Source organism: Pseudomonas sp. NFACC02 (assembly GCF_900110765.1).
Taxonomy (GTDB): domain Bacteria; phylum Pseudomonadota; class Gammaproteobacteria; order Pseudomonadales; family Pseudomonadaceae; genus Aquipseudomonas.
Window position 1 is genome coordinate 32484 of sequence record NZ_FOEO01000011.1, and the last position, 25879, is coordinate 58362.

Genomic DNA, 25879 nt, shown 5'->3' on the forward strand with positions numbered 1-25879 from the left:
TGAATTCATATAGAAACCATTCTGATAAAGACTATTGAGCAAACTGGCAACAATCGTTGAATTGGCGTGGAGCGCTGGCCGTTGACTAGTTCTTTGGTCGTAGCTGATACATGAAGATTTGCCGCAAACAGGGTACTTGAGCGCTTTTCGGGGTTATGCTGAGGTCCGGTAAGACCATCGTCGAATGGCTTTCAGGGCCTTCGGCGGATACAACGGGTTCATACAAAAACAACATTTCCACCGAGGTAAGAAAGATGAGTGCGGCTTCCCTGTACCCCGTTCGCCCTGAAGTGGCAGCAAACACGCTGACTGACGAGGCGACCTACAAGGCCATGTACCAGCAGTCGGTGGTCAACCCGGATGGCTTCTGGCGTGAGCAGGCCAAGCGCCTGGATTGGATCAAGCCTTTCACCACCGTCAAACAGACCTCCTTCGACGATCACCGCGTTGACATCAAGTGGTTCGCCGATGGCACCTTGAACGTTTCCTACAACTGCCTGGATCGCCATCTGGCCGAACGAGGCGATCAGCTCGCAATCATCTGGGAGGGCGACGATCCTTCCGAAAGCCGCAATATCACCTACCGCGAACTGCATGAAGAAGTGTGCAAGTTCGCCAACGCGTTGCGCGGTCAGGATGTCCACCGTGGCGATGTCGTCACGATCTACATGCCGATGATCCCCGAAGCCGTGGTCGCCATGCTGGCATGTGCCCGCATCGGTGCGATTCACTCGGTCGTGTTCGGCGGCTTCTCACCTGAGGCCCTGGCCGGCCGCATCATCGACTGCAAATCGAAAGTGGTGATCACCGCTGACGAAGGTCTGCGCGGCGGCAAACGTACTGCGCTCAAGGCCAACGTCGACCGTGCGTTGACCAACCCGGAAACCAGCAGCGTGCAGAAGGTCATCGTGTGCAAGCGCACCGGTGGCGACATCGAGTGGAACCGTCATCGTGACATCTGGTACCACACCCTGCTGGAAGTGGCATCGGCCACTTGCGCACCGAAAGAAATGGGCGCTGAAGAATCCCTGTTCATCCTCTATACCTCGGGGTCCACCGGGAAACCGAAAGGCGTGTTGCACACCACCGCCGGTTATCTGCTGTACGCCGCGCTGACCCATGAACGGGTGTTCGACTACAAGCCGGGTGAAGTCTACTGGTGCACCGCCGACGTGGGCTGGGTCACCGGCCACAGCTACATCGTCTACGGACCGCTGGCCAACGGTGCGACCACGATGCTGTTCGAGGGCGTGCCGAACTACCCGGACATCACCCGCATGTCGAAGATCATCGACAAGCATAAAGTCAACATCCTCTACACCGCGCCCACCGCCATTCGCGCGATGATGGCCGAGGGCGCAAAGGCCGTTGAAGGCGCGGACGGTTCGAGCCTGCGGCTGTTAGGGTCGGTGGGCGAGCCGATCAATCCGGAAGCCTGGAACTGGTACTACAACACGGTCGGCAAGCAGAAATGCCCGATCGTCGACACCTGGTGGCAAACCGAAACCGGCGGCATCCTGATCAGTCCGCTGCCAGGCGCCACCGCGCTCAAGCCGGGCTCGGCGACGCGTCCGTTCTTCGGCGTGATTCCTGCCCTTGTGGATAACCTTGGCCACCTGATCGAGGGCGCGGCCGAAGGCAATCTGGTGATTCTCGATTCGTGGCCGGGCCAGTCTCGCAGCCTGTACGGCGATCACGACCGCTTCGTCGACACGTACTTCAAGACCTTCCGTGGCATGTACTTCACCGGTGACGGTGCGCGTCGCGACGAAGACGGCTACTACTGGATCACCGGTCGTGTGGACGACGTGCTCAACGTGTCCGGCCACCGCATGGGAACCGCCGAAATCGAGAGCGCGATGGTGGCGCATCCGAAGGTCGCCGAAGCCGCTGTGGTCGGTGTACCGCATGACCTGAAAGGGCAGGGCATCTATGTCTACGTCACCCTGAACGGCGGTGAAGTGCCGGACGAAGCGCTGCGCATCGAGCTGCGTAACTGGGTACGTAAGGAAATCGGCCCGATTGCCTCACCTGATGTCATTCAGTGGGCGCCGGGCCTGCCGAAGACCCGGTCCGGGAAGATCATGCGCCGCATTCTGCGCAAGATTGCGACGGGGGAGTACGACGCACTGGGCGATATCTCCACGCTGGCCGACCCGAGTGTGGTTGCGCATCTGGTCGAAACCCACAAGACCATGAACGTCGCCTGACGCTCAACGGTTGAAAACGCCCCGTCCGGTGAAAGTCGGTCGGGGCGTTTTTGTGTGCACGATCCTTGTAGGAGCGCGCTTGCCCGCGATGGCGGCATGTCAGTCAGCTCAGGGTTCTCAGACACACCGCCATCGCGGGCAAGCGCGCTCCCACACAGGTGACATCGGGATATATCGAGTTGTTACTGAATGCCCCCGTTGACGTAACAGGTCGCGCCACGGTGGGGCGAATGTCCCCTGAGGTGGAGCGTTTCATCGGGCCGTGGGCCTCTCCCTCTACGCCAGACTTGCCGGATTAGAAGGCTTTGCGAATAATGGGCGCGTTATTTGCTTCGTTGATGGGTTTGCCACAAGAGCCTCTTGCATAAACGCTTTAGGCTGTCAATCAGGCTGATCGGCATTTCCAGTGCTTCTGTAACTAGTTGTCGCATTGAAGAAATATCGACTTTCAACCTGTCGCTAAAATGCCGGTCACTCGCCGAAGGCTCGTCGAGCCCTGAGACTCGATGGCACCTCGCGTCGCAATTTCAGTTATTCCTTCTGCACATTGAGCGTCTCGCTCACTGCCACTTGTCGCGTTATACCGATGGAGTTCCAAGAATGAAAAAGCTCATGCTGCTGGGTGCGCTGGCGCTGTCCGTATTGGCACAGCCAGTGTTTGCCGATGAAAAGCCACTGAAAATCGGCATCGAAGCGGCGTACCCTCCATTCGCCTCGAAAGCGCCTGACGGCAGCATCGTGGGCTTCGACTACGACATCGGCAACGCGCTGTGCGAAGAAATGAAGGTCAAGTGCGTTTGGGTCGAGCAAGAGTTCGACGGTCTGATTCCTGCGCTGAAAGTGCGCAAGATCGACGCCATCCTGTCCTCGATGTCCATTACCGAGGACCGCAAGAAATCCGTCGACTTCTCCAACAAGTACTACAACACCCCGGCCCGTCTGGTCATGAAGCAAGGCACTGTCGTCAGCGACGGCCTGACCGAACTCAAGGGCAAGAACATTGGTGTGCAGCGCGGTTCGATCCACGAGCGTTTCGCCAAGGAAGTCCTCGCTCCACTGGGCGCGGAAATCAAGCCCTACAGCTCGCAGAACGAGATCTACCTGGACATCGGCGCCGGGCGTCTGGACGGTACTCTCGCTGACGCCACCCTGCTGCAAGACGGCTTCCTGAACACTGATTCGGGCAAGGGGTACGCCTTTGTCGGTCCGGCGTTCACCGACGTCAAGTACTTCGGCGACGGCGTGGGCATCGCGGTCCGCAAAGGCGACAAGGCTGATCTGGACAAGATCAACGCGGCCATCGCGGCCATCCGCGCCAACGGCAAATACAAGGCCATTCAAGACAAGTACTTCAACTTCGATATCTACGGCCAGTAAGTCGAAGCCAGCACGCGATGGCGCAAGCAGTGGGTATTCGACCCTTCTGATTGCGCCATTTTTCTATCCCGCGCTCGAGGGCCAAACAACATGTTGAAAGGCTACGGAGCCGTCATCCTCGACGGTGCATGGCTGACCCTGCAGCTCGCGCTGTGCTCCATGGCCCTGGCGATCGTGCTCGGCCTGATCGGCGTGTCGCTGCGCCTTTCGCCGCTGCGCTGGCTGGCCTGGCTGGGCGATCTGTACTCCACCGTCATTCGTGGCATTCCCGACCTGGTGCTGATCCTGCTGATTTTTTACGGCGGTCAGGACCTGCTCAACCGTGTAGCGCCCTTGCTGGGCCATGACGACTACATCGATCTGAACCCGCTGATGGCCGGTATCGGCACGCTGGGTTTCATTTTCGGTGCGTACCTGTCAGAAACCTTCCGTGGCGCGTTCATGGCGATTCCCAAAGGGCAGGCCGAAGCCGGCATGGCCTATGGCATGAGCAGCTCGCGGGTGTTTTTCCGCATCCTGGTACCGCAGATGGTCCGTCTGGCAATCCCGGGATTCACCAACAACTGGCTGGTACTGACCAAGGCCACCGCGCTGATTTCCGTGGTCGGTCTGCAAGACATGATGTTCAAGGCCAAGCAGGCGGCTGATGCTACCCGCGAACCCTTCACGTTCTTCCTCGCAGTCGCGGCCATGTACCTGGTGATCACCAGTGTTTCGCTGCTGGTACTGCGCTACATCGAAAAACGCTACTCGGCCGGCGTAAGGGTGGCAGACCTATGATTTTCGATTACAACGTCGTCTGGGATAACCTGCCGCTGTACTTCGGCGGTCTGTTGATCACCCTCAAACTGCTCGCGCTCTCCCTGTTTTTCGGCCTGCTGGCGGCGTTGCCGCTGGGCCTGATGCGCGTGTCCAGAGTGGCCTGGGTCAACCTGCTGGCCTGGAGCTACACCTACGTGATTCGTGGCACGCCGATGCTGGTGCAGTTGTTCCTGATCTATTACGGTCTGGCGCAATTCGAAGCGGTGCGCGAGAGCTTCCTGTGGCCGTGGCTGTCGAGCGCGACCTTCTGCGCGTGCCTGGCGTTCGCCATCAACACCAGCGCCTACACCGCCGAAATCATCGCCGGCAGCCTCAAGTCCACACCGCCAGGCGAGATCGAAGCCGCGAGGGCGATGGGCATGTCGAAGGCCAAAATGTACCGCCGCATTCTACTGCCGTCGGCCCTGCGCCGGGCGTTGCCGCAATACAGCAACGAAGTGATCATGATGCTGCAGACCACGAGTCTGGCCTCCATCGTCACGCTGATCGACATCACCGGCGCGGCGCGCACCGTCAATGCCCAGTTTTATCTGCCGTTCGAGGCCTACATTACCGCCGGCGTGTTTTACCTGTGCCTGACTTTCATTCTGGTGAAACTGTTCAAGCTGGCCGAGCGCCGCTGGCTCAGTTACCTCGCACCGAGGAAGCACTGATATGCAACGCATCGATCACCGCCTGCCCTGGAGCACCCTGGGCACGGAACGCACGCTGAGCGTGTTTCGCTTTGGCGAGGGCGGCCGGAAGGCTTACATTCAGGCCAGCCTGCATGCCGACGAATTGCCCGGCATGCGCACGGCCTGGGAGCTGAAAAAGCGCCTGACGGCCCTGGAAGAGCAGGGCCTGCTCAACGGTGTCATTGAACTGGTGCCCGTTGCCAACCCGATTGGTTTGGGGCAGTTGCTGCAAGGCAACCACCAAGGGCGATTCGAGTATGGCAGCGGCAAGAATTTCAACCGCGACTTCACGGAATTGAGCGAGCCGGTCGCCGAGCGGCTGACAGGCAAGCTGGGCGACGATGCGCACGCCAACGTGCAGCTGATTCGTCAGGCAATGGTCGACGTGCTCGAGCAACTCCCGCCTGCGGGCAGCGAACTGGCCGGCATGCAACGCGTATTGCTGAGCCATGCCTGCACGGCGGACATCGTGCTGGACCTGCACTGCGACACCGACGCGTCTCTGCACATGTATGCCTTGCCACAGCACTGGCCACAATGGCGCTCGCTGTCGGCGTACCTGGGCGTGACTGTCGGGCTGCTGGCGGAAGATTCCGGTGGCAGCTCGTTCGACGAAGCCTGTTCGCTGCCATGGCTGCGTCTGGCCAAGCAGTTTCCCGAGGCCCGGATTCCGCTGGCCTGCATGTCCACCACCCTGGAACTGGGCGGCCAGACCAACACCGGCAAGGCCGACGCCGAAGCGTACGCAGAAGGCATCCTGGCATTCCTCGCCGAGCACGGCCTGATCAGCGGCGAGTGGCCGCAACCGGCATTTGAAGCCTGCGAAGGCATGCCGTTCGAAGGCACCGAAATGATCTATGCGCCGCACGCGGGCGTCCTGACATTCCTGCGCCCGGCCGGTGCCTGGGTCGAGCCCGGCGAGCCGCTGTTCGAAGTCATCGACCCCTTGAACGATCGTGCGACCACCGTGTGCGCGGGGACGGCAGGCGTGTTGTTCGCCATCGAAAAACTGCGTTATGCCCAGCCGGGCTACTGGATGGCCAAAGTGGCGGGGCGTACACCGCTGCGCACCGGCCGCCTGCTCAGTGACTGATTACTTGTGAGAACCGACATCATGAACAAACTGGAAGTCCAGGACCTGCACAAGTGCTACGGCAGTCACGAAGTGCTCAAGGGTGTTTCGCTCACCGCCAAGGCAGGCGATGTGATCAGCATCATTGGCTCCAGTGGCTCGGGCAAGAGTACTTTTTTACGTTGCATCAATTTGCTGGAGCAGCCCAAGTCCGGCCGTATTCTGCTGAACAACGAAGAGTTGAAACTGGTCGCCAACAAAGACGGCGGACTGAAAGCCGCCGACCCGAAGCAGTTGCAACGCATGCGTTCGCGGCTGTCGATGGTGTTTCAACACTTCAATCTGTGGTCGCATATGACGGCGATGGAAAACATCATCGAGGCGCCCGTTCACGTACTGGGTGTTTCGAAGAAGGAAGCGCTGGAAAAAGCCGAGCATTACTTGAACAAAGTGGGCGTCGCCCATCGCAAGGACGCCTATCCGGGGCACATGTCCGGTGGCGAGCAGCAGCGGGTGGCCATTGCCCGCGCGCTGGCGATGGAACCGGAAGTCATGCTGTTCGACGAGCCGACCTCGGCGCTGGACCCGGAGCTGGTCGGCGATGTGCTGAAAGTCATGCAGACCCTGGCACAGGAGGGCCGCACCATGGTGGTGGTGACCCACGAAATGGGTTTTGCCCGCGAGGTGTCAAACCAGTTGATCTTCCTGCACAAGGGGCTGGTCGAAGAACGTGGCGATCCCCGTGAGGTGTTGGTCAATCCGAAGTCGGAGCGGTTGCAGCAGTTCCTCTCCGGCAGTTTGAAGTAGGGATCGGCACCGTCTGCAACGGTGCGTTTTGTGTCAGAACAGTTCATGCTGCGCGTCACCCAAACCGCTGCCCTGAACTGAGCGCAACAGATTTACCGCATGCTTGCCGTGCGGCCCATAACAGCGACACGTTTCGGATTGCACGCCATGACTGCCCATCGAATTGGTTTTCTTATCTGGCCCGGTACCAAAGCCCTGACGCTGGCACTGGCGGAGGAAGCCCTGCGTGTTGCTCAGCGCGTTCATCCCGACGTGGTCTACGAACTGGCGTTCATGCAGGCCGAGCCGGTCACCGCGGTTGACGGTGCCAGCTGGCAATTGCCGGGTGAGCCGTGGAGCGGTCGTCTGGAAGGGTGTCAGAAGGTGTTTCTGCTCGCCGATGAACCGCCAGCGCCCATGGCGTCGGCGCTGGCCGGAGCACTCAAGCAACTGGTGCGGGCGGGCTGTGTGATCGGAGGTCTGTCGGCCGGTGTGTATCCACTGGCGCAACTGGGCTTGCTGGACGGTTACCGGGCTGCGGTGCATTGGCGCTGGCAGGATGATTTCGCGGAGCGTTTTCCCAAGGTCATCGCCACCAGTCATCTGTTCGACTGGGACCGTGATCGCCTGACCGCGTGCGGCGGGATGTCGGTGCTGGACCTGCTGCTGGCGGTGCTGGCGCGAGATCACGGCGCGGAACTGGCCGGTGCGGTTTCTGAGGAACTGGTGGTTGAACGCATTCGTGAAGGGGGCGAGCGTCAGCGCATTCCTTTGCAGAACCGTCTGGGCTCCAGTCATCCGAAGCTGACCCAGGCCGTGCTGTTGATGGAAGCCAACATTGAAGAGCCGCTGACCACCGATGAAATCGCCCAGCACGTCTGCGTATCGCGACGACAACTGGAGCGAATTTTCAAGCAATACCTCAATCGTGTTCCCAGTCAGTATTACCTCGAACTGCGCCTGAACAAGGCCCGGCAGATGCTGATGCAGACCAGCAAATCGATCATCCAGATCGGCCTTTCCTGCGGTTTCTCCTCCGGCCCGCACTTCTCCAGCGCCTACCGCAACTTCTTCGGCGCCACGCCCCGTGAAGACCGCAACCAGCGCCGCAGCAGCAGCCCCTTCGAATTGTCCTCGGTGCCGGCCGAGCGCGGTTAGGGCCTCTGACTGCAGGTGACTCGTGTAGGAGCGCGCTTGCCCGCGATTGCAATCTGTCTATGAAAGACCATCGACTGACACACCGCCATTGTCCCGAAGCGGCCCGGATCAAGTGAGCACCTGCAATGACTAATGGCTCCCGAAGAGGTGTTAGTCATTCCTGTGTTTGTGGTTCAGCAATTCAAATCCACACAACGCTGCTACTGCCCGCCGCTAACGTTTAAACTGCGCCTTTCCGACGCTATTTGTCGCATTGCCGAACGGCGCGGGAAAAGCCGGTTTGGCGCTATAAGAAGTTGTCGCTTGGCGGCAAGGCCTGACCGGACTCAATCCTTACAATCTTTCCATCGCTCGCCAGTCCCAGGCAGGCGTTCCTCTTCAGGAGACTCCGATGTCCGTTGAGCAAGTTCCGGTGCAACGTGCCGATTTTGACCAGGTGATGGTCCCCAACTACGCCCCTGCAGCGTTCATTCCGGTGCGTGGCCAGGGTTCCCGCGTCTGGGATCAATCGGGTCGTGAACTGGTCGATTTCTCCGGCGGCATCGCGGTCAACGTGCTGGGTCACGCCCACCCGGCGCTGGTTGGTGCACTGACCGAACAAGCCAACAGGCTGTGGCACGTCTCCAACGTATTCACCAACGAACCGGCGCTGCGTCTGGCCAAAAAGCTGGTCGACGCCACGTTCGCCGAGCGCGTGTTCTTCTGTAACTCCGGTGCCGAAGCCAACGAAGCGGCCTTCAAGCTGGCCCGTCGCGTGGCTCACGATCTTTATGGCACCGAGAAGTACGAAATCATTGCCGCGCTGAACAGCTTCCACGGTCGCACCCTGTTTACCGTCAGCGTGGGCGGTCAGCCGAAGTACTCCGACGGTTTCGGCCCGAAGATCACCGGCATCACCCACGTTCCCTACAACGATCTCGACGCACTGAAAGCTGCCGTCAGCGACAAGACGTGCGCCGTGGTGCTGGAACCGATTCAGGGCGAGGGCGGCGTACTGCCCGCCGAGCTTGAATACCTGCAAGGCGCGCGCAAGCTGTGTGACGAGCACAACGCGCTGCTGATCTTCGACGAAGTGCAGAGTGGCATGGGTCGCAGCGGTCACCTGTTTGCGTACATGCACTACGGTGTCATCCCGGACATTCTTTCCAGCGCCAAGAGCATTGGCGGCGGTTTCCCGATGGCGGCCATGCTGACCACCGAAAAACTCGCCACACACCTGGCCGTCGGCGTTCACGGCACCACGTACGGCGGCAACCCGCTGGCGTGCTCGGTGGGCGAAGCGGTGATCGACATCGTCAACACGCCAGAAGTATTGGCGGGCGTTAACGCCAAGCACGCGCTGTTCAAGGCGCGCCTGGAAAAAATCGGCCAGCAATACGGCGTGTTCAGCGAAGTGCGCGGCATGGGCCTGTTGATCGGTTGTGTATTGACCGAGGCCTGGAAAGGCAAGGCCAAGGATTTTTTCAACGCCGCCGAACAGGAAGGCGTGATGATTCTGCAGGCTGGCCCTGATGTCGTGCGTTTTGCACCGAGCCTGGTGATTGACGATGCGGACATCACCGAAGGCCTGGACCGCTTTGAGCGTGCCGTAGCCAAGTTGACCGGAGCCTGACAGACGCAATCCTGTAGGCGCGCGCTTGCCCGCGATTCAATCTGCCTGTTACGCATGTGTTGAATGACACACTGCGATCACGGGCAAGCGCGCTCCTACAGGGATCTCTGTCGTGATCCTCTTTTTTTCTTTTGCCGTTCAATCGGCCCGATTTTTTTCAAGGAGTGACACCATGCTGGTGATGCGCCCCGCGCAAATGGCTGATCTGAGCGAGGTCCAACGTCTCGCTGCGGACAGCCCGATTGGTGTCACGTCCCTTCCGGATGATGCTGGACGTTTGAGTGACAAGATCGCCGCCTCCGAAGCGTCGTTTGCCGCCGAGGTCAGTTTCAACGGCGAGGAAACCTATTTCTTCGTGCTGGAAGACACCGACAGCGGGCGTCTGGTGGGTTGTTCCGGGATTGTCGCCTCGGCGGGGTATTCCGAGCCGTTCTACAGTTTTCGCAACGAGACCTTCGTTCACGCCTCCCGCGAGCTGAAGATTCACAACAAGATCCACGTGCTCTCGCAGTGCCATGACCTGACCGGCAATAGCCTGCTGACCAGCTTCTACGTGTTGCCGGAGCTGGTCGGGACCCTGTGGTCGGAGCTCAACTCCCGCGCGCGCCTGCTGTTCGTCGCGGCTCACCCCGAGCGTTTCGCCGACTCGGTGGTGACCGAGATCGTCGGTTACAGCGATGAGAACGGCGACTCGCCGTTCTGGGATGCCATCGGACGCAACTTCTTCGACCTGAATTACGCCGAAGCTGAGCGTTTGTGTGGCCTGAAGAGCCGGACATTCCTGGCCGAACTGATGCCGCATTACCCGATCTACGTGCCGCTGCTGCCCGATGAGGCTCAGGAAGCCATGGGGCAGGTGCATCCGCGTGCGCAGATCACCTTCGACATCCTGATGCGTGAAGGCTTCGAGACCGATCATTACATCGATATCTTCGACGGCGGTCCGACCCTGCATGCTCGTGTTTCCGGCATTCGTTCGATTGCCCAGAGCCGTGTCGTACCGGTCAGGGTTGACCCGGTCAGCAGCGGCGACGCGGTCAAGGGCGGACGTCCCTATCTGGTTGCCAACAGTCAGTTGCAGGACTACCGCGCGGTCATGCTGGAGCTTGATTGGGTGCCAGGTAAACCGGTGAGCCTGAGTCTGACGGCTGCCGAGGCACTGGGTGTCGGAGAAGGCGCGAGCGTGCGCATCGTCGCGGTTTGACCGTTGAGTCGTCGGCTGTCAGTGCGTGAGTCACACCCTGACGCCCTATTGCGGGTTTGAGTTCGCCGGTTCTTCAAAGCAGAGAACCGGGTTGAGGAGAAAGCATGATCGTTCGTCCCGTACGCAGCAGTGACCTTCCGGCGCTGATCGAGCTGGCGCGCAGCACAGGTGCAGGCCTGACCACGCTGCCCGCCAATGAAGAGCGTCTGGCGCACCGGGTCGGCTGGGCCGAAAAAACCTTTCGCGGCGAGGCCGAGCGCGGTGACACCGACTACCTGTTCGTCCTCGAAGACGACGACGGTCGTGTGGTGGGCATTTCCGCCATCGCGGGTGCGGTCGGTCTGCGTGAACCCTGGTACAACTACCGCGTGGGCCTGACGGTCAGCGCGTCTCAGGAATTGAACATCTACCGCGAAATCCCGACGCTGTTCCTGGCCAACGACCTGACCGGCAACTCGGAACTGTGCTCGCTGTTCCTGCACGCCGACTACCGGAACGGTCTCAACGGCCGCTTGCTGTCCAAGGCGCGGATGCTGTTCATCGCCGAATTCCCGGAGCTGTTCGGGGCGAAAATCATTGCCGAGATGCGTGGCATGTCCGATGAGGAAGGGCGCTCGCCGTTCTGGGAAAGCCTGGGCCGCCACTTCTTCAAGATGGAATTCAGCCAGGCGGACTACCTGACCGGCGTCGGCAATCGCGCATTCATTGCCGAGCTGATGCCGAAATTCCCGTTGTACAGCTGCTTCCTGTCGGAGGCCGCGCGCAACGTCATCGGTCGTGTACACACCAGCACCGAACCGGCGCTGACCATGCTCAAGGCCGAAGGCTTCAGCTATCAGGGGTATGTCGACATCTTCGACGCGGGGCCTGCCATTGAGTGCGAAACCGGCAAGATCCGCGCGGTGCGTGACAGTCAGGCACTGGTGCTGGCGGTCGGCACGCCGGGTGACGACGCCACGCCGTTTCTGATCCACAACCGCAAGCGCGAGGATTGCCGCGTGACGGCGGCTCCGGCTCGATTTGCCGCCGGCACGCTGGTGGTCGATCCGAAAACCGCCAAGCGCCTTCGTCTCAATGCAGGCGATCAGGTGCGCGCGGTGCCTCTGTCTCCGGCTCGGGAGGGCATTTGATGAACACGTTGTATATCGCCGGCGCCTGGCAAGCCGGGCAGGGCGAGGCGTTCGAATCGCTGAACCCGGTGACCCAGCAGGTGATCTGGTCCGGTCAGACCGCAACCCCCCAGCAAGTCGATTCGGCGGTCAACGCTGCGCGTCAGGCCTTTCCGGCGTGGGCGTCGCTGACACTGGACGAGCGTATCGCCGTGCTTGAACGTTTCGCCGTCAACCTGAAAGGCCGCACCGACGAAATCGCCCGATGCATCGGCGAGGAAACCGGCAAGCCGCTGTGGGAATCCGCCACGGAAGTCACCAGCATGGTCAACAAGGTGGCGATCTCGATTCAGAGCTACCGCGAGCGGACTGGCGAGAAGAGCGGCCCGCTGGGCGACGCCACCGCCGTCTTGCGCCACAAACCGCATGGCGTGGTTGCGGTGTTCGGGCCTTACAACTTTCCGGGGCATTTGCCCAACGGTCATATCGTGCCGGCGCTGTTGGCGGGCAACGCGGTGGTGTTCAAACCCAGTGAGCTGACGCCGAAAGTCGCCGAGCTGACCGTGCAGTGCTGGATCGACGCCGGACTGCCAGCCGGTGTGTTGAACCTCGTTCAGGGCGCGCGGGAAACCGGCATCGCCCTGGCGGCCCACTCAGGCATCGATGGTCTGTTCTTCACCGGGTCCAGCCGCACGGGCAATTCGTTGCATCAGCAATTTTCCGGTCGCCCGGACAAGATTCTTGCGCTGGAAATGGGCGGCAATAATCCGCTCGTCGTCGATCAGGTCGCTGACGTGGACGCCGCGGTGTACACGGTGATCCAGTCGGCGTTCATTTCGGCCGGTCAGCGCTGCACGTGCGCGCGTCGTCTGCTGGTGCCGGAAGGCCCATGGGGCGATACGTTCATGGCGCGTCTGGTCGATGTCACCAAGACGATTCAGGTCGGCGCCTTCGATCAGCAACCCGCGCCGTTCATGGGGTCGGTGATTTCGCTGCGCGCCGCTCAGGCGTTGCTCGATGCCCAGGAGCACCTGCTGGCCAATGGCGCCGTGGCATTGCTGGAGATGACCCAGCCAGCGGCGCAATCGGCGTTGCTGACGCCGGGCATTCTGGACGTCAGTGACGTGAGCGATCGTCCTGACGAAGAGCTGTTCGGCCCGTTGCTGCAAGTGATTCGCTACGCTGATTTCGACGGGGCTATCGCAGAGGCCAATGCCACGCAGTACGGTCTGGCGGCGGGTTTGCTGTCGGATTCGCAGGAGCGCTATCAGCAATTCTGGCTGCAAAGCCGGGCCGGCATCGTCAACTGGAACAAGCAATTGACGGGGGCCGCGAGTACGGCGCCGTTCGGTGGGATCGGTGCGTCGGGTAACCATCGCGCCAGTGCCTATTACGCTGCTGACTATTGCGCGTATCCGGTGGCGTCGCTGGAAAGCGGGACATTGGCGCTGCCGGCGAGCCTGACGCCGGGGATTACCCTGTCCTGAACAGGCTGGAATCGGCTTGGCACCACACACGCTGTAGGAGCCGGCTTGCTGGCGAACACGGTAGGTCAGTCACCCTTGATGTACCTGACATACCGCTTTCGCCAGCAAGCCGGCTCCCACACGAGGTGGCAGGGCCAGATAAAGAATGTGCACATAAAAACAGATCCACGGAGCCTCACCGATGAAATCCTGTGAAGTCAACTTTGACGGTCTAGTGGGGCCGACCCATAACTACGGTGGGCTGTCCTACGGCAACGTCGCGTCCCAGAGCAACTGCCAGCAGTCGTCCAACCCGCGCGAGGCGGCGTTGCAGGGCCTGTCGAAAATGAAAGCGCTGATGGACATGGGGTTCACCCAGGGTGTGTTGGCGCCACAGGAGCGCCCGGACGTCGCCGGTTTGCGCAAACTGGGCTTCAGCGGCACCGACGCGCAGGTCATCGAGCGTGCGGCCAAAGAATCCATGCCGCTGCTGGTGGCCAGTTGTTCGGCGTCGAGCATGTGGGTCGCCAATGCCGCCACGGTCAGCCCGAGTGCCGACACGGCCGACGGTCGTGTGCATTTCACCGCCGCCAACCTCAACTGCAAGTACCACCGCAGCATCGAACATCCGACCACCAGCCGTGTGCTGGGTGCGATGTTCGCCGATCAACAGCACTTTGCGCATCATGCGGCCCTGCCTGCCGTCGCCCAGTTCGGTGACGAGGGCGCGGCCAACCACACACGTTTCTGCCGTAGCTACGGCGAGGCGGGCGTCGAGTTCTTCGTGTTCGGGCGCGCGGCGTTCGACACCCGCTTCCCGACGCCGCAGAAATACCCGGCGCGCCAGACCCTTGAAGCCTCGCAGGCGGTTGCGCGCCTGCACGGGCTGAGCGACGACGGCGTGGTCTACGCGCAGCAGAACCCCGCAGTGATCGATCAGGGCGTGTTCCACAACGACGTCATCGCGGTCGGTAATGGCGAGGTCCTGTTCTATCACGAGGATGCCTTCCTCAACACCGAACAGGTGCTCAGCGAACTGCATGACAAACTGGGGCGTCGCGGCGGTCGTTTCCAGGCCGTTTGCGTGCCGCGCACCGAAGTCGGCGTGGAAGACGCCGTGCGCTCCTACCTGTTCAACAGTCAGTTGTTGTCGTGTGCCGACGGTTCGATGCTGCTGATCGTCCCGGAAGAGTGCCGCAGCAACGAGCGTGTCTGGCATTATCTGCAACGCCTGATCGCCGACGAAAGCCCGATTCGCCAGGTCAAAGTATTCGACCTCAAACAAAGCATGCAGAACGGCGGCGGTCCCGCCTGCCTGCGCTTGCGCGTTGCGTTGAATGAAACCGAACTGGCAGCGGTCAATCCAGGCGTTATCATGACGGCGCCGTTGTATGACACCCTGACGCAGTGGGTGGACAAGCACTATCGCGACCGCATGACGGAAAACGATCTGGCCGATCCCCACCTGTTGACCGAATGCCGTACGGCACTGGATGAGCTGACCCAGCACTTGAAGCTGGGCGCGGTCTATCCTTTCCAGATCAATTGATGCACCTCACACATCGCGCCCGGTGTCTTGCGGCCTTGGGCTGACGATGTTTTTTGCTTTTACAGAGAGATTTTTTGACATGACCGACGCCCTGCGTTTGATCCTTGAAGACACCGACGGCACTCAGCTGGAAACGTCCTGCACCCGTTTTGCCGTTATCTGGCAGGGCAAAGAGGTCTGGATTCAGCAGGATGGCCGCGGCCAACTGCTGATCGGTGTCGACGTCGAAGAAGACGATGCCGAGTACGCCAACCTGTTGCTGCGTCCGTTGGCCACCAATCTGGTCAGCCTGCAACTGGAAATGGAACCGGCTGACATGGGTGGCGACGACGAAGACGGCCATGTGCATGGTCCAGACTGCAACCACTAAGCAAGCTCGGGCTAAAAATGGCTGCACTCGCCCAGGCTGCGTTAAAAACAGGCTCGGAATGCTCATTTAGGTGCCCTAAACTCCGCTTCCTCGCCTGTTTTTGCCTTGCCTGACCTTCGTTCGCCGATTTTTAGTCCCGACCTTTTTAGGAAATCGACCCATGCTTGCCCTCGGCAAACTGCTTGAATTGACCCTGGCGGGTCGTGAACCCGCGGAAAAGACTCAGCTGACCGTCGAAGGCGTTCGCATGCGCTGGCTGGCCGAAGGTGCGCTGGAAGTCCGGCCACCCGAAGCGCGGGACAATGGCACGGACCTGCTGTTGTCCGCTGGTATCCATGGCAACGAAACGGCACCCATTGAACTGCTCGACGCGTTGATCCATGCCATCGCGCGAGGCGAACTCAAGCCTCGCGCGCGCATTCTTTTCCTGTTCGGTAACCCCGAAGCGATGCGTCGCGGCGAGCGATACGTCGAACATGATATCAACCGGCTGTTCAATGGCCGCCACGAGCAAAGCGGCGGCAGCGAAGCCTTGCGCGCCTGTGAACTCGAGCGCCTGGCCGCCAGTTTCTTCAGCCTGCCGGGTCGCTACCGCTTGCATTACGACCTGCACACGGCCATTCGCGGCTCGAAGATCGAGCAGTTTGCCCTGTATCCCTGGAAAGCAGGGCGTCAGCATTCACGCCGTGAGCTGGTGCGTTTGCACAAGGCGGGCATTGAAGCGGTGCTGCTGCAGAACACGTCGTCCATCGTATTCAGCGCTTACACCTACGACAAACTCGATGCCGAGGCTTTCACCCTGGAACTGGGCAAGGCGCGGCCTTTCGGGCAGAACCAGGGCGTCGACCTCGGGCCGCTCAAGGCCACCCTCGAACACTTGATTCGGGGCACCGAACCTCTGGTCGGCGACCAGATCGACGGCCTCAAATTGTTCAGCGTTGCGCGGGAAATCATCAAGCACAGCGACGCATTCCGTCTGAACCTCGCGTCGGATGTCGAGAACTTCACCCAGCTTGAGAAAGGCTTCGTGCTGGCCGAGGACCTGGCCGATTCACGCTGGATCGTGGAAGAAGAGGGTGCGCGCATCATCTTTCCCAACCCGAAGGTCAAGAACGGGCTGCGGGCGGGGATTCTGATCGTGCCGACGACCGGGGATGGATTGGTGTGAGTTATGTCTCGGATTGTCGCGGTTCATTGTCGGAGCGCGCTTGCCTGCGCATGCGGTGGGTCAGCCCAATATCGGTGACTGACCCACCGCATTCGCGGGCAAGCGCCCCTACATAGCCATGTCGGCGTCCCGAAGAACGCCGCCATCCATCAACCCACGGCTTTCTGCGATTCGCTGCTACGACGCACCGCGCGCAACTTGGTCAGGGTGTCAGCACAGGTTTTGGCCGCTTCCTGGCCCTTGTGAACGAAGTGGTCGAAGAAGAATTTCTGATGCTCTTCACCCGCGTGGAAATGGTGCGGGGTCAGGACCACCGAGAACACCGGCACTTCGGTTTCCAGCTGAACCTGCATCAACGCACTGATCACCGACTGCGCGACGAACTCGTGACGGTAGATGCCGCCGTCCACGACCAGACCAGCCGCCACGACGCCGCCATAACGGCCGGTTTTGGCCAGCAGCTTGGCGTGCAGAGGAATTTCAAAGGCGCCGCCCACTTCGAAGAAGTCGATATCACTTTCGGCGTAACCGTGGTTTGCCATCTCGGCAACGAAGCCTTTGCGCGCCTGATCGACGATATCTTTGTGCCAGCAAGCTTGAATGAAAGCGATGCGATCGTGAGCGTGAATTGCGGTGGGTTGCATCTGTTCTGACTCCTGTTTAATTAAAAAACAGGGCGTGTTGGATCGAATGGGATGCCAGGGTACGGTCGGCAGCCGTCCGGCGATAAACGCACGTGACGATGCTGCGGGACGATCCTGTGGTGCCAATCCCGTTCTCTCTTCATCCGGACTATGACCGTCGGCCCTGGAATCACACCAGGTCTGCTGACCTCGCCTTCGCGAGCGCTCGCGGGCTAGACGCATTGCGCGTCATTACCGCCGGTGGGGAATCGCACCCCGCCCTGAGAACGTTGCCAACAGCATTTGCCGCTGGCGTGCAGTTTGTAACACAGATTTTCAGAATGTGCTTGGAGCCGTTTTGATGGTTTTCATCATCTTTTCTTATAAGCATGACTTGGCATCGGGGATCGAAGCCTTGATTATCGGTTCTCGCGGCCTCAGAACTGAGGCCTGAACCATTTCTCAGGGAGCTTCATCGTGACGGTTATCGATCTGCGCAGCGACACAGTGACCCAACCCACCGCGGGCATGCGCGACGCCATGGCGCGGGCGCCATTGGGCGACGATGTGTACGGCGAAGACCCGACGGTCAACAGGCTGGAGTCGTGGCTGGCGGAGCGCCTGGGTTTTGCCGCAGCGTTGTTCGTACCGAGCGGCACCATGAGCAATCTGCTTGGCCTGATGGCGCATTGCGAGCGTGGCGACGAATACATCGTCGGCCAGCAAGCGCACACCTACAAATATGAGGGCGGCGGTGCAGCGGTCCTGGGCTCTATCCAGCCACAGCCGCTGGACAACCAGGCCGACGGCTCTCTGGATCTGGATCAAGTGGTTGCGGCGATCAAGGCGGACGATTTCCATTTCGCGCGCACACGCCTGCTGGCACTGGAAAACACCATGCAGGGCAAGGTTCTGTCGCTGCAGTACCTCGCTGCCGCGCGCAAATTGACCCGCGAGAAAGGCTTGGGTCTGCATCTGGACGGTGCCCGGTTGTACAACGCTGCGGTCAAACTGGGCGTCGATGCGCGTGAAATCACTCAGCATTTCGACTCGGTGTCGGTCTGTCTGTCCAAGGGACTGGGCGCGCCGATCGGCTCTGTGCTGTGCGGCTCCAAGGAACTGATTGCCAGGGCGCGTCGCCTGCGCAAAATGGTCGGCGGCGGCATGCGTCAGGCCGGCTTGCTGGCGGCGGCGGGGTTGTATGCGCTGGAGCATCAGGTCGAGCGCCTGGCCGACGACCACGCCAACGCAGCGCTTCTCGCCAAGGGGCTGGCGGAACTGGGCTTCGATGTAGAGCCGGTGCAGACCAACATGGTCTATGTGCAGATCGGTGATCGCGCCGAGGCGCTCAAGGCTTTTTGCGCCGAGCGAGGCATCGTCCTCAGCGCGGCGTCCCGTTTGCGCATGGTCACGCACCTTGACGTGTCCGCCGCGCAAATGGAGCAGGTGGTCGCGGCATTTGCCGAATTCGCAAGCCGATAATCGACCGATAATCCAATTGGCCGCTTCTATCGTACAAAGTCACTGTACCGTGGAAGCAACGCCTATATAATGCGGCCCTTTGCCGTCGCTACGTCGAATGACGTTATGCACTTGCCTCTGGCCGCAGTTCCCGTGGAAGAACCTATGAAAAGCGCAGAAATCCGTGAAGCCTTCCTTCGCTTCTTCGAAGAGCAAGGTCACACCCGTGTAGCCTCCAGCTCCTTGATTCCGGGCAATGACCCGACCCTGCTGTTTACCAACGCAGGCATGAACCAGTTCAAGGACTGCTTCCTGGGCCAGGAAAAACGGGCCTATACCCGTGCCGTCAGCAGCCAGAAGTGCGTGCGCGCCGGTGGCAAGCACAACGACCTGGAAAACGTCGGTTACACCGCTCGTCACCACACCTTCTTCGAGATGCTGGGTAACTTCAGCTTCGGCGATTACTTCAAGCGCGATGCGATCACCTACGCGTGGACCTTCCTGACGTCCGACAAATGGCTGAACCTGCCCAAGGAAAAACTCTGGGTCACGGTGTACGCCTCGGACGACGAAGCCTATGACATCTGGACCAAGGAAATCGGCGTGCCGGCCGAGCGCATGGTCCGCATTGGCGACAACAAGGGTGCGCCTTACGCGTCCGACAACTTCTGGACCATGGGCGACACCGGCCCTTGTGGTCCTTGCACCGAGATTTTCTACGACCACGGCCCTGACATCTGGGGTGGCCCACCGGGCTCGCCTGAAGAAGACGGCGACCGTTACATCGAGATCTGGAACAACGTTTTCATGCAGTTCAACCGCACCGCCGACGGCGTGCTGCACCCGCTGCCAGCACCGTCGGTCGACACCGGCATGGGCCTGGAGCGTGTCAGCGCCGTCCTGCAGCACGTGAACTCGAACTACGAGATCGACCTGTTCCAGAGCCTGCTGGCCGCCTCTGCCAAAGCGATCGGTTGCAGCAGCGACAATCAGGCTTCGCTGAAAGTCGTGGCCGACCACATTCGTTCCTGCGGTTTCCTGATCGCCGACGGCGTGTTGCCATCCAACGAAGGCCGCGGCTACGTGTTGCGTCGCATCATTCGTCGCGCGTGCCGCCACGGCAACAAGCTGGGCGCCAAGGGTAGCTTCTTCTATCAGATCGTCGCTGCGCTGGTGGCCGAGATGGGCGAAGCCTTCCCTGAGCTGAAAGCCCAGCAGGCGCACATCGAGCGCGTGCTGAAAGCCGAAGAAGAGCAGTTCGCCAAGACCCTGGAGCAGGGCCTGAAGATTCTCGAGCAGGATCTGGCTGAGCTCAAAGGCACCGTGGTGCCCGGCGATGTGGTGTTCAAGCTGTATGACACTTACGGCTTCCCGATGGACCTGACCGGCGACATCGCCCGTGAACGTAACCTGACCCTGGATGAGGCCGGTTTCGAGCGCGAGATGGACGCCCAGCGTGAGCGCGCGCGTTCCGCCAGCGCCTTCGGCATGGACTACAACAGCCTGGTCAAGGTCGATGTGGCCACCGAATTCACCGGTTACAGCGCCACCGCCGGGGAGGCCAAAGTCGTCGCGCTGTATAAAGAAGGCGTGGCGGTCGAGCAGTTGAGCGAAGGCGAAGACGGCGTGGTCATTCTTGATCGCACCCCATTCTACGCCGAGTCCGGCGGCCAGATTGGCGACAGCGGTTATCTCACCGCGGGTGACGTGCGTTTCGACGTTAGCGACACCACCAAGACCGGCGGCGCTTTCCTGCACCATGGCATTCAAGTGTCCGGCAGTCTGAAAATCGGCGATACCGTCAGCACTCAGGTCGCTGCCGAGGTGCGTCAGGCCACGTCGCTGAACCACTCGGCCACTCACTTGCTGCACGCGGCCTTGCGTCAGGTGCTGGGCGATCACGTTCAGCAGAAAGGCTCGCTGGTCGACAGTCAGCGTCTGCGCTTTGACTTCAGCCACTTCGAAGCCATCAAGCCCGAGCAGATAAAGGCGCTGGAAGACATCGTCAATGCCGAGGTGCGTAAGAACACCCCGGTCGAAACCGAAGAAACCGATATCGAAACCGCCAAAAAGAAGGGCGCCATGGCGCTGTTCGGCGAGAAGTACGGTGACAGCGTTCGCGTACTGAGCATGGGCGGTGATTTCTCTGTCGAGCTGTGCGGCGGCATTCACGCCAACCGTACTGGCGACATCGCGCTGTTCAAGATCGTCAGTGAAAGCGGTGTTGCTGCTGGCGTTCGTCGTATCGAAGCGGTCACCGGCGCTGTGGCGCTGGACTATCTGAATACGGCCGAAGAACAACTGAAGGAGGCTGCGAGTCTCGTCAAGGGCAATCGCGACAACCTGCTGGACAAGCTGTCGGCTGTCCTGGAGCGCAATCGCCTGTTGGAAAAACAACTGGAACAACTGCAGGCCAAGGCCGCCAGTGCGGCGGGCGACGATCTGTCGGCCTCGGCAGTGGACGTCAAAGGCGCCAAGGTCCTCGCTGCCCGTCTCGACGGTCAGGATGGCAAGGCGTTGCTGGCGCTGGTGGACCAGTTGAAGAACAAGCTCGGTCGCGCAGTGATCCTGCTCGGCGGGGTGCATGAGGACAAGGTCGTTCTGGTGGCGGGTGTCACCAAAGACCTGACTGGCCAACTCAAAGCCGGTGATTTGATGAAGCAAGCGGCTGCTGCCGTGGGCGGTAAAGGCGGTGGTCGTCCTGATATGGCGCAGGGCGGTGGCGTGGATGCCGCCGGCCTGGACGCAGCGCTCGCGCTGGCGGTTCCGTTCGCCGAACAGGGAATGTAAGGGAAGCTAAGTCGACCCACCGAAGTCCGCTATCCAGCGGGCTTCGGCGCTTCGCGGTTTGAATGTTTAACGGGCGCCCTTCACGGGCTGAGGCGGCTTTGAGATGGCTTTAATCGTACAGAAATTTGGAGGCACCTCCGTGGGCTCGGTAGAGCGCATCGAGCAGGTGGCCGACAAAGTCAAAAAATTCCGTGACGCGGGTGATGATCTGGTGGTGGTGCTTTCCGCCATGAGCGGCGAAACCAATCGCCTGATCGACCTGGCGAAGCAGATCAGCGATCAGCCGGTTCCTCGCGAACTGGACGTGATCGTTTCCACCGGTGAGCAGGTGACCATTGCCTTGCTGGCCATGGCGCTGATCAAGCGTGGCGTTCCAGCGGTGTCCTACACCGGTAACCAGGTTCGCATCCTGACCGACAGCGCGCACAACAAGGCGCGTATTCTGCAGATCGACGATCAGAAGATTCGTGCCGACCTGAAAGAAGGCCGCGTGGTAGTGGTCGCTGGTTTCCAGGGGGTGGACGAGAGCGGCAACATCACGACCCTGGGTCGTGGCGGTTCCGACACCACCGGCGTGGCACTGGCTGCAGCCTTGAAAGCTGACGAATGCCAGATCTACACCGACGTCGACGGCGTTTACACCACCGATCCGCGCGTGGTGTCTCAGGCTCAGCGCCTGGACAAGATCACGTTCGAAGAGATGCTGGAAATGGCCAGCCTCGGTTCCAAGGTGCTGCAGATCCGCGCGGTGGAATTCGCCGGCAAGTACAACGTCCCGCTGCGCGTACTGCACAGCTTCAAGGAGGGTCCAGGCACCCTCATTACCATTGATGAAGAGGAATCCATGGAACAGCCGATCATTTCTGGCATCGCCTTCAACCGCGACGAAGCCAAGCTGACGATCCGTGGCGTGCCAGACACCCCGGGCGTTGCCTTCAAGATTCTGGGCCCGATCAGCGGCGCGAACATCGAAGTGGACATGATCGTGCAGAACGTTGCGCACGATAACACCACCGACTTCACCTTCACCGTACACCGCAACGACTATCAGTCGGCGCTGACCGTGCTGGAAAACACAGCCAGGGAAATCGGCGCGCGTGAAGTCGTTGGCGACACCAAGATCGCCAAGGTTTCCATCGTCGGTGTCGGCATGCGTTCGCACGCAGGCGTTGCCAGCCGTATGTTCGAAGCACTGGCCAAGGAAAGCATCAACATCCAGATGATCTCCACGTCTGAAATCAAGGTTTCGGTGGTGATCGAAGAGAAGTATCTGGAGCTGGCTGTGCGCGCCCTGCACACAGCGTTCGAGCTCGACGCCCCTCGTCAGGGCGAATAAGGCGTTGAACGAAGGGCGCGGTCGATACCGCGCCTTTTGTGTTTCCGAGATGTGCGCGAGAAAACTGTTTTTTTTCCGGCGCTAGTCAATACTCAAGGCGTAGACCTGACGCTGATGCTGGTGCGGGCCGACGCCTTTTTGGTTGTGCAGACTGTTGTCCCTGAATGCAGGTTGAGGAGATAGGTATGCTGATTTTGACCCGTCGGTGCGCGGAGAGCCTGATTATTGGTGACGGTGAAATCACCGTGACCGTGCTCGGCGTTAAAGGTAATCAAGTCCGGATTGGGGTCAACGCGCCCAAGGAAGTGGCTGTCCACCGTGAAGAGATTTACCTGCGCATCAAGAAAGAGAAGGATCAGGAACCAAGCCATTAATTTTTATTGAATTTTTGGTTTGCAAACGGGGAAAAGGGTGGTTATTATACGCCCCGTGTTGCGGAGAGCTGGCCGAGTGGCCGAAGGCGCTCCCCTGCTAAGGGAGTACACCTCAAAAGGGTGTCGGGGGTTCGAATCCCCCGTTCTCCGCCATTATTTGCGTAGTACGTTGTAATCTGGCTTGATCGGTAAGTGGTTGAATTTACTGGAAAAAGTGCTTGACCAAAAGATTTGACGGCCTATAATGCGCGGCAACAAATGCACTCGTAGCTCAGCTGGATAGAGTACTCGGCTACGAACCGAGCGGTCACAGGTTCGAATCCTGTCGAGTGCACCATAAAACGAAAAGCCAGCATGCAAATGCGGGCTTTTTGCTTTTTAGCGTTTGCCTTTTACGCAGCCGTTTTCGTCGAACGTCACCTGCCGGCTTTTCCCTTTCTTCTCCTCGTACACATACCGAAGTTCGGCGTTGCGTCCGACAATCTTGTCCGGCTTGCCCAGCAGGCTTTCGACGTCACGCTTCGTCATGCCGGCAGGTGTTTGCTGATTGATGATTGCCCTTCGCCGTTGTTCGGCGTTCAGGACGTTTCCGCATCCATCGTCGCGCTGACCCACGACGACCAGCTCTTCGGTTTCCCTTCTGGTTCTGGTTTCCGTGGACGAGTTGGCGGTTACAACGGTACCTGGCAATGGACTGTGTACGTTTTGCCGTTTCAGTGCATGGCCCGTTGGGCAGGCAAGGGTAGTGAAGGTGATGCTTCCATGTTCATCCTCGCAACGGTTCACCGTGGTTGCGGTGGCGATAACGGGAAGAAAGAGCAGGGCAGCAAAAACTGGTTTGCAGGTGTCCAACAGCATGACAGCGTCCTCCGTGACAGGTGTCGGTGCAGACTAGCCACGCAAATTTTTTCAGGCGAGCGTGTTTTCCTCTCCGGATGTGACGTCGGAGCAATGACGACTCGGACAATGGTTAACATTGTGTTGCAACCGATTGTTCCGCGTTGAATTTTTAACATGAAGACCCGGCAAGCGGTGTATGATTGCGCCCGTCAGCCCCGCCGGGGCTTGTGGAATACCTCCATGGACTTACCCAGTAGCAACTCAGCCTTAAGCTTTACCAATCAAGAATCGACTGATTGATCTTCCGGCGTGGTCCACTGCTGGGAGTGGAGTTCGCCTATGACCGAAATCGAAGTAAAAAAGACGCAGGAAAGCCTTCAGGACCGCCTTGCGCAGGTTGTCGACCTGCTGCAACGTCAACGTGTCGTCGAAGACTTGACTCATCGCCAGGAAGGCCAGCACCAGGACCGCGTTGAAAATCTGGTTCACCGGCAGAATCTGGTCGAGCTGCAACGCAAGCTCGATGATCTGCACTCCGCCGACGTTGCCTACATTCTCGAAGCGCTGCCGGTCGAAGACCGTCTGACGGTCTGGCAACTGGTCAAGGCGGAGCGTGACGGCGACATCCTTCTCGAAGTATCCGATTCCGTTCGTGAAACCCTGATCGCCGACATGGACGATCACGAGCTGCTGGCTGCCGCCAAGGAGATGGACGCCGACGAACTCGCCGACCTTGCACCTGAGCTGCCGCGTGACGTCGTCCATGAGTTGATGGAAGCGCTGGACAGCCAGCAACGCGAACGCGTGCGGTCAGCGCTGTCGTACGACGAAGACCAGGTCGGCGCGCTGATGGACTTCGAGATGGTGACCATCCGCGAAGACGTCAGTCTCGAGGTGGTGTTGAGGTATCTGCGTCGTCTCAAGGAGCTGCCGGGCCACACCGACAAACTGTTCGTGGTGGACTATGACGGCGTGCTCAAGGGTGTGCTGCCCATCAAGCGTCTGTTGGTCAACGACCCTGAAAAACAGGTGTCGGAGGTCATGGCCAGCGATCCGGTGAGTTTCCACCCGGACGGTGATGCCTATGAAGCGGCCCAGGCCTTTGAGCGTTACGACCTTATTTCCTCGCCGGTGGTGGACAAGAACGGCAAATTGATCGGCCGTCTGACCATCGACGAAATGGTCGACCTCATTCGCGAAGAAAGTGAGACCGAAGTCCTCAACATGGCCGGTCTGCGTGAAGAGGAAGACATATTCGCATCCGTGTGGCGCTCGTTGCGCAACCGTTGGTCATGGCTGGCGGTGAACCTCATCACGGCCTTCCTTGCCTCTCGGGTGATTGGTCTGTTTGAAGGCTCCATCGAGAAACTGGTGGCACTGGCTGCCTTGATGCCAATCGTTGCCGGGATCGGCGGCAACTCGGGCAACCAGACCATTACCATGATCGTTCGCGCCATGGCGCTGGACCAGGTCAGCACCGGCAATACCTCACGCCTGATGCGCAAGGAACTGGGCGTTGCATTGATTAACGGCCTTGTGTGGGGCGGGGTGATTGGCATTGTGGCTTACTTGCTTTATCACAGCTGGTCGCTGGGAGTGGTCATGACCGCTGCGATGACGCTCAACCTGTTGTTGGCGGCGTTCATGGGCGTGTTGATCCCCATGACACTGGCGCGGTTTGGGCGCGATCCTGCCATGGGCGCCAGTGTGATGATCACGGCCATGACGGACAGCGGAGGGTTCTTTATTTTCCTCGGTCTGGCGACACTGTTCTTGCTCTAGCCGCATCGGGCACACAAATACCGCCCTTGATAAGGAGTGGTGGTCGGTCAGACCCGCTTGCTTGACCTTCGCGGGAAGAAATCGAAATCCGATGCC

At 60.0% G+C, this 25879-nt stretch carries 21 protein-coding genes, 2 tRNA genes and 1 riboswitch; of the genes, 21 read left to right on the top strand and 2 right to left on the bottom strand.

The features are described 5' to 3' along the window. Positions 1-254 precede the first annotated feature (254 nt). From acs to astE, 14 genes are all read left to right on the top strand, one after another. The gene (acs, locus tag BMY73_RS11985; RefSeq protein ID WP_092407271.1) at positions 255-2210 is read left to right on the top strand and encodes an acetate--CoA ligase; all 1956 of its coding nucleotides are present in this window, start codon (positions 255-257) and stop codon (positions 2208-2210) included. A 600-nt stretch (positions 2211-2810) separates the two neighbouring features. Beyond that, positions 2811-3587 (top strand): ABC transporter substrate-binding protein, encoded by a 777-nt coding sequence (locus BMY73_RS11990; protein ID WP_062389332.1) that lies wholly within the window; start codon positions 2811-2813, stop codon positions 3585-3587. A 90-nt stretch (positions 3588-3677) separates the two neighbouring features. Continuing rightward, positions 3678-4367: an ABC transporter permease gene (locus BMY73_RS11995; protein ID WP_092407273.1), complete on the top strand. Its 690-nt coding sequence runs from the start codon at positions 3678-3680 to the stop codon at positions 4365-4367. Continuing rightward, positions 4364-5062, top strand: coding sequence for an ABC transporter permease (locus tag BMY73_RS12000; protein WP_092407275.1), 699 nt, complete (start codon positions 4364-4366; stop codon positions 5060-5062). Before BMY73_RS11995 ends, BMY73_RS12000 begins: the two co-directional genes overlap by 4 nt. Position 5063: 1 nt before the next feature. Beyond that, positions 5064-6176, top strand: coding sequence for a succinylglutamate desuccinylase/aspartoacylase family protein (locus BMY73_RS12005; protein ID WP_092407277.1), 1113 nt, complete (start codon positions 5064-5066; stop codon positions 6174-6176). Positions 6177-6197: 21 nt separating this feature from the next. Next, the gene (locus BMY73_RS12010) at positions 6198-6962 is read left to right on the top strand and encodes an ABC transporter ATP-binding protein (RefSeq protein WP_092407371.1); all 765 of its coding nucleotides are present in this window, start codon (positions 6198-6200) and stop codon (positions 6960-6962) included. A 147-nt stretch (positions 6963-7109) separates the two neighbouring features. Further along, positions 7110-8099 carry a GlxA family transcriptional regulator gene (locus BMY73_RS12015; RefSeq protein WP_092407279.1) on the top strand — a complete coding sequence of 330 codons (990 nt, stop codon included), beginning with the start codon at positions 7110-7112 and terminating at the stop codon, positions 8097-8099. Between the two features lie 391 nt (positions 8100-8490). Next, positions 8491-9711: an aspartate aminotransferase family protein gene (locus tag BMY73_RS12020; protein WP_092407281.1), complete on the top strand. Its 1221-nt coding sequence runs from the start codon at positions 8491-8493 to the stop codon at positions 9709-9711. A gap of 172 nt (positions 9712-9883) precedes the next feature. Next, positions 9884-10915: an arginine/ornithine succinyltransferase subunit alpha gene (gene aruF / locus BMY73_RS12025; protein WP_092407283.1), complete on the top strand. Its 1032-nt coding sequence runs from the start codon at positions 9884-9886 to the stop codon at positions 10913-10915. A 104-nt stretch (positions 10916-11019) separates the two neighbouring features. Next, positions 11020-12045 (top strand): arginine N-succinyltransferase, encoded by a 1026-nt coding sequence (astA, locus tag BMY73_RS12030; RefSeq protein ID WP_062389356.1) that lies wholly within the window; start codon positions 11020-11022, stop codon positions 12043-12045. Continuing rightward, positions 12042-13511, top strand: a complete 1470-nt coding sequence (gene astD, locus BMY73_RS12035) for a succinylglutamate-semialdehyde dehydrogenase (protein WP_175500174.1) — start codon at positions 12042-12044, stop codon at positions 13509-13511. Before astA ends, astD begins: the two co-directional genes overlap by 4 nt. A gap of 181 nt (positions 13512-13692) precedes the next feature. After that, positions 13693-15039, top strand: a complete 1347-nt coding sequence (gene astB / locus BMY73_RS12040; RefSeq protein WP_092407287.1) for an N-succinylarginine dihydrolase — start codon at positions 13693-13695, stop codon at positions 15037-15039. A 79-nt stretch (positions 15040-15118) separates the two neighbouring features. Then, complete coding sequence (locus BMY73_RS12045; protein ID WP_062389364.1) at positions 15119-15409, top strand: hypothetical protein; 291 nt, start codon at positions 15119-15121, stop codon at positions 15407-15409. Positions 15410-15569: 160 nt separating this feature from the next. Further along, on the top strand, positions 15570-16577 hold the full coding sequence (astE, locus tag BMY73_RS12050; protein WP_092407289.1) for a succinylglutamate desuccinylase: 1008 nt from the start codon (positions 15570-15572) through the stop codon (positions 16575-16577). 149 nt (positions 16578-16726) lie between these two features. Here astE and BMY73_RS12055 read toward each other — a convergent pair whose 3' ends face one another. Then, on the bottom strand, positions 16727-17221 hold the full coding sequence (locus BMY73_RS12055) for a 6,7-dimethyl-8-ribityllumazine synthase (protein WP_062389371.1): 495 nt from the start codon (positions 17219-17221) through the stop codon (positions 16727-16729). Between the two features lie 126 nt (positions 17222-17347). Beyond that, a riboswitch (FMN riboswitch) is annotated at positions 17348-17493 on the bottom strand. A gap of 184 nt (positions 17494-17677) precedes the next feature. Here BMY73_RS12055 and ltaE point away from each other — a divergent pair. The 6 genes from ltaE to BMY73_RS12085 all read left to right on the top strand — a co-directional run bounded on the left by ltaE (position 17678) and on the right by BMY73_RS12085 (position 23498). Beyond that, positions 17678-18682: a low-specificity L-threonine aldolase gene (gene ltaE, locus BMY73_RS12060; RefSeq protein WP_092407291.1), complete on the top strand. Its 1005-nt coding sequence runs from the start codon at positions 17678-17680 to the stop codon at positions 18680-18682. A gap of 144 nt (positions 18683-18826) precedes the next feature. After that, positions 18827-21451, top strand: coding sequence for an alanine--tRNA ligase (gene alaS, locus BMY73_RS12065; RefSeq protein ID WP_092407293.1), 2625 nt, complete (start codon positions 18827-18829; stop codon positions 21449-21451). A gap of 103 nt (positions 21452-21554) precedes the next feature. Beyond that, entirely contained in the window at positions 21555-22787 is a 1233-nt protein-coding gene (locus BMY73_RS12070; RefSeq protein WP_062389379.1) for an aspartate kinase, read from the top strand. 185 nt (positions 22788-22972) lie between these two features. Beyond that, positions 22973-23161, top strand: coding sequence for a carbon storage regulator CsrA (gene csrA / locus BMY73_RS12075; protein ID WP_020290522.1), 189 nt, complete (start codon positions 22973-22975; stop codon positions 23159-23161). A 62-nt stretch (positions 23162-23223) separates the two neighbouring features. Continuing rightward, positions 23224-23314 (top strand) — tRNA-Ser (locus tag BMY73_RS12080). A gap of 107 nt (positions 23315-23421) precedes the next feature. Then, a tRNA-Arg gene (locus tag BMY73_RS12085) sits at positions 23422-23498 on the top strand. 41 nt (positions 23499-23539) lie between these two features. Here the strand turns inward: BMY73_RS12085 and BMY73_RS12090 are convergent. Beyond that, positions 23540-24019 (bottom strand): DUF4124 domain-containing protein, encoded by a 480-nt coding sequence (locus tag BMY73_RS12090; protein WP_092407295.1) that lies wholly within the window; start codon positions 24017-24019, stop codon positions 23540-23542. A gap of 321 nt (positions 24020-24340) precedes the next feature. On the opposite strand from BMY73_RS12090, the gene mgtE reads away from it, so the two are divergent. Next, positions 24341-25783 (top strand): magnesium transporter, encoded by a 1443-nt coding sequence (gene mgtE / locus BMY73_RS12095; protein ID WP_062389386.1) that lies wholly within the window; start codon positions 24341-24343, stop codon positions 25781-25783. Positions 25784-25879: the final 96 nt, after the last annotated feature.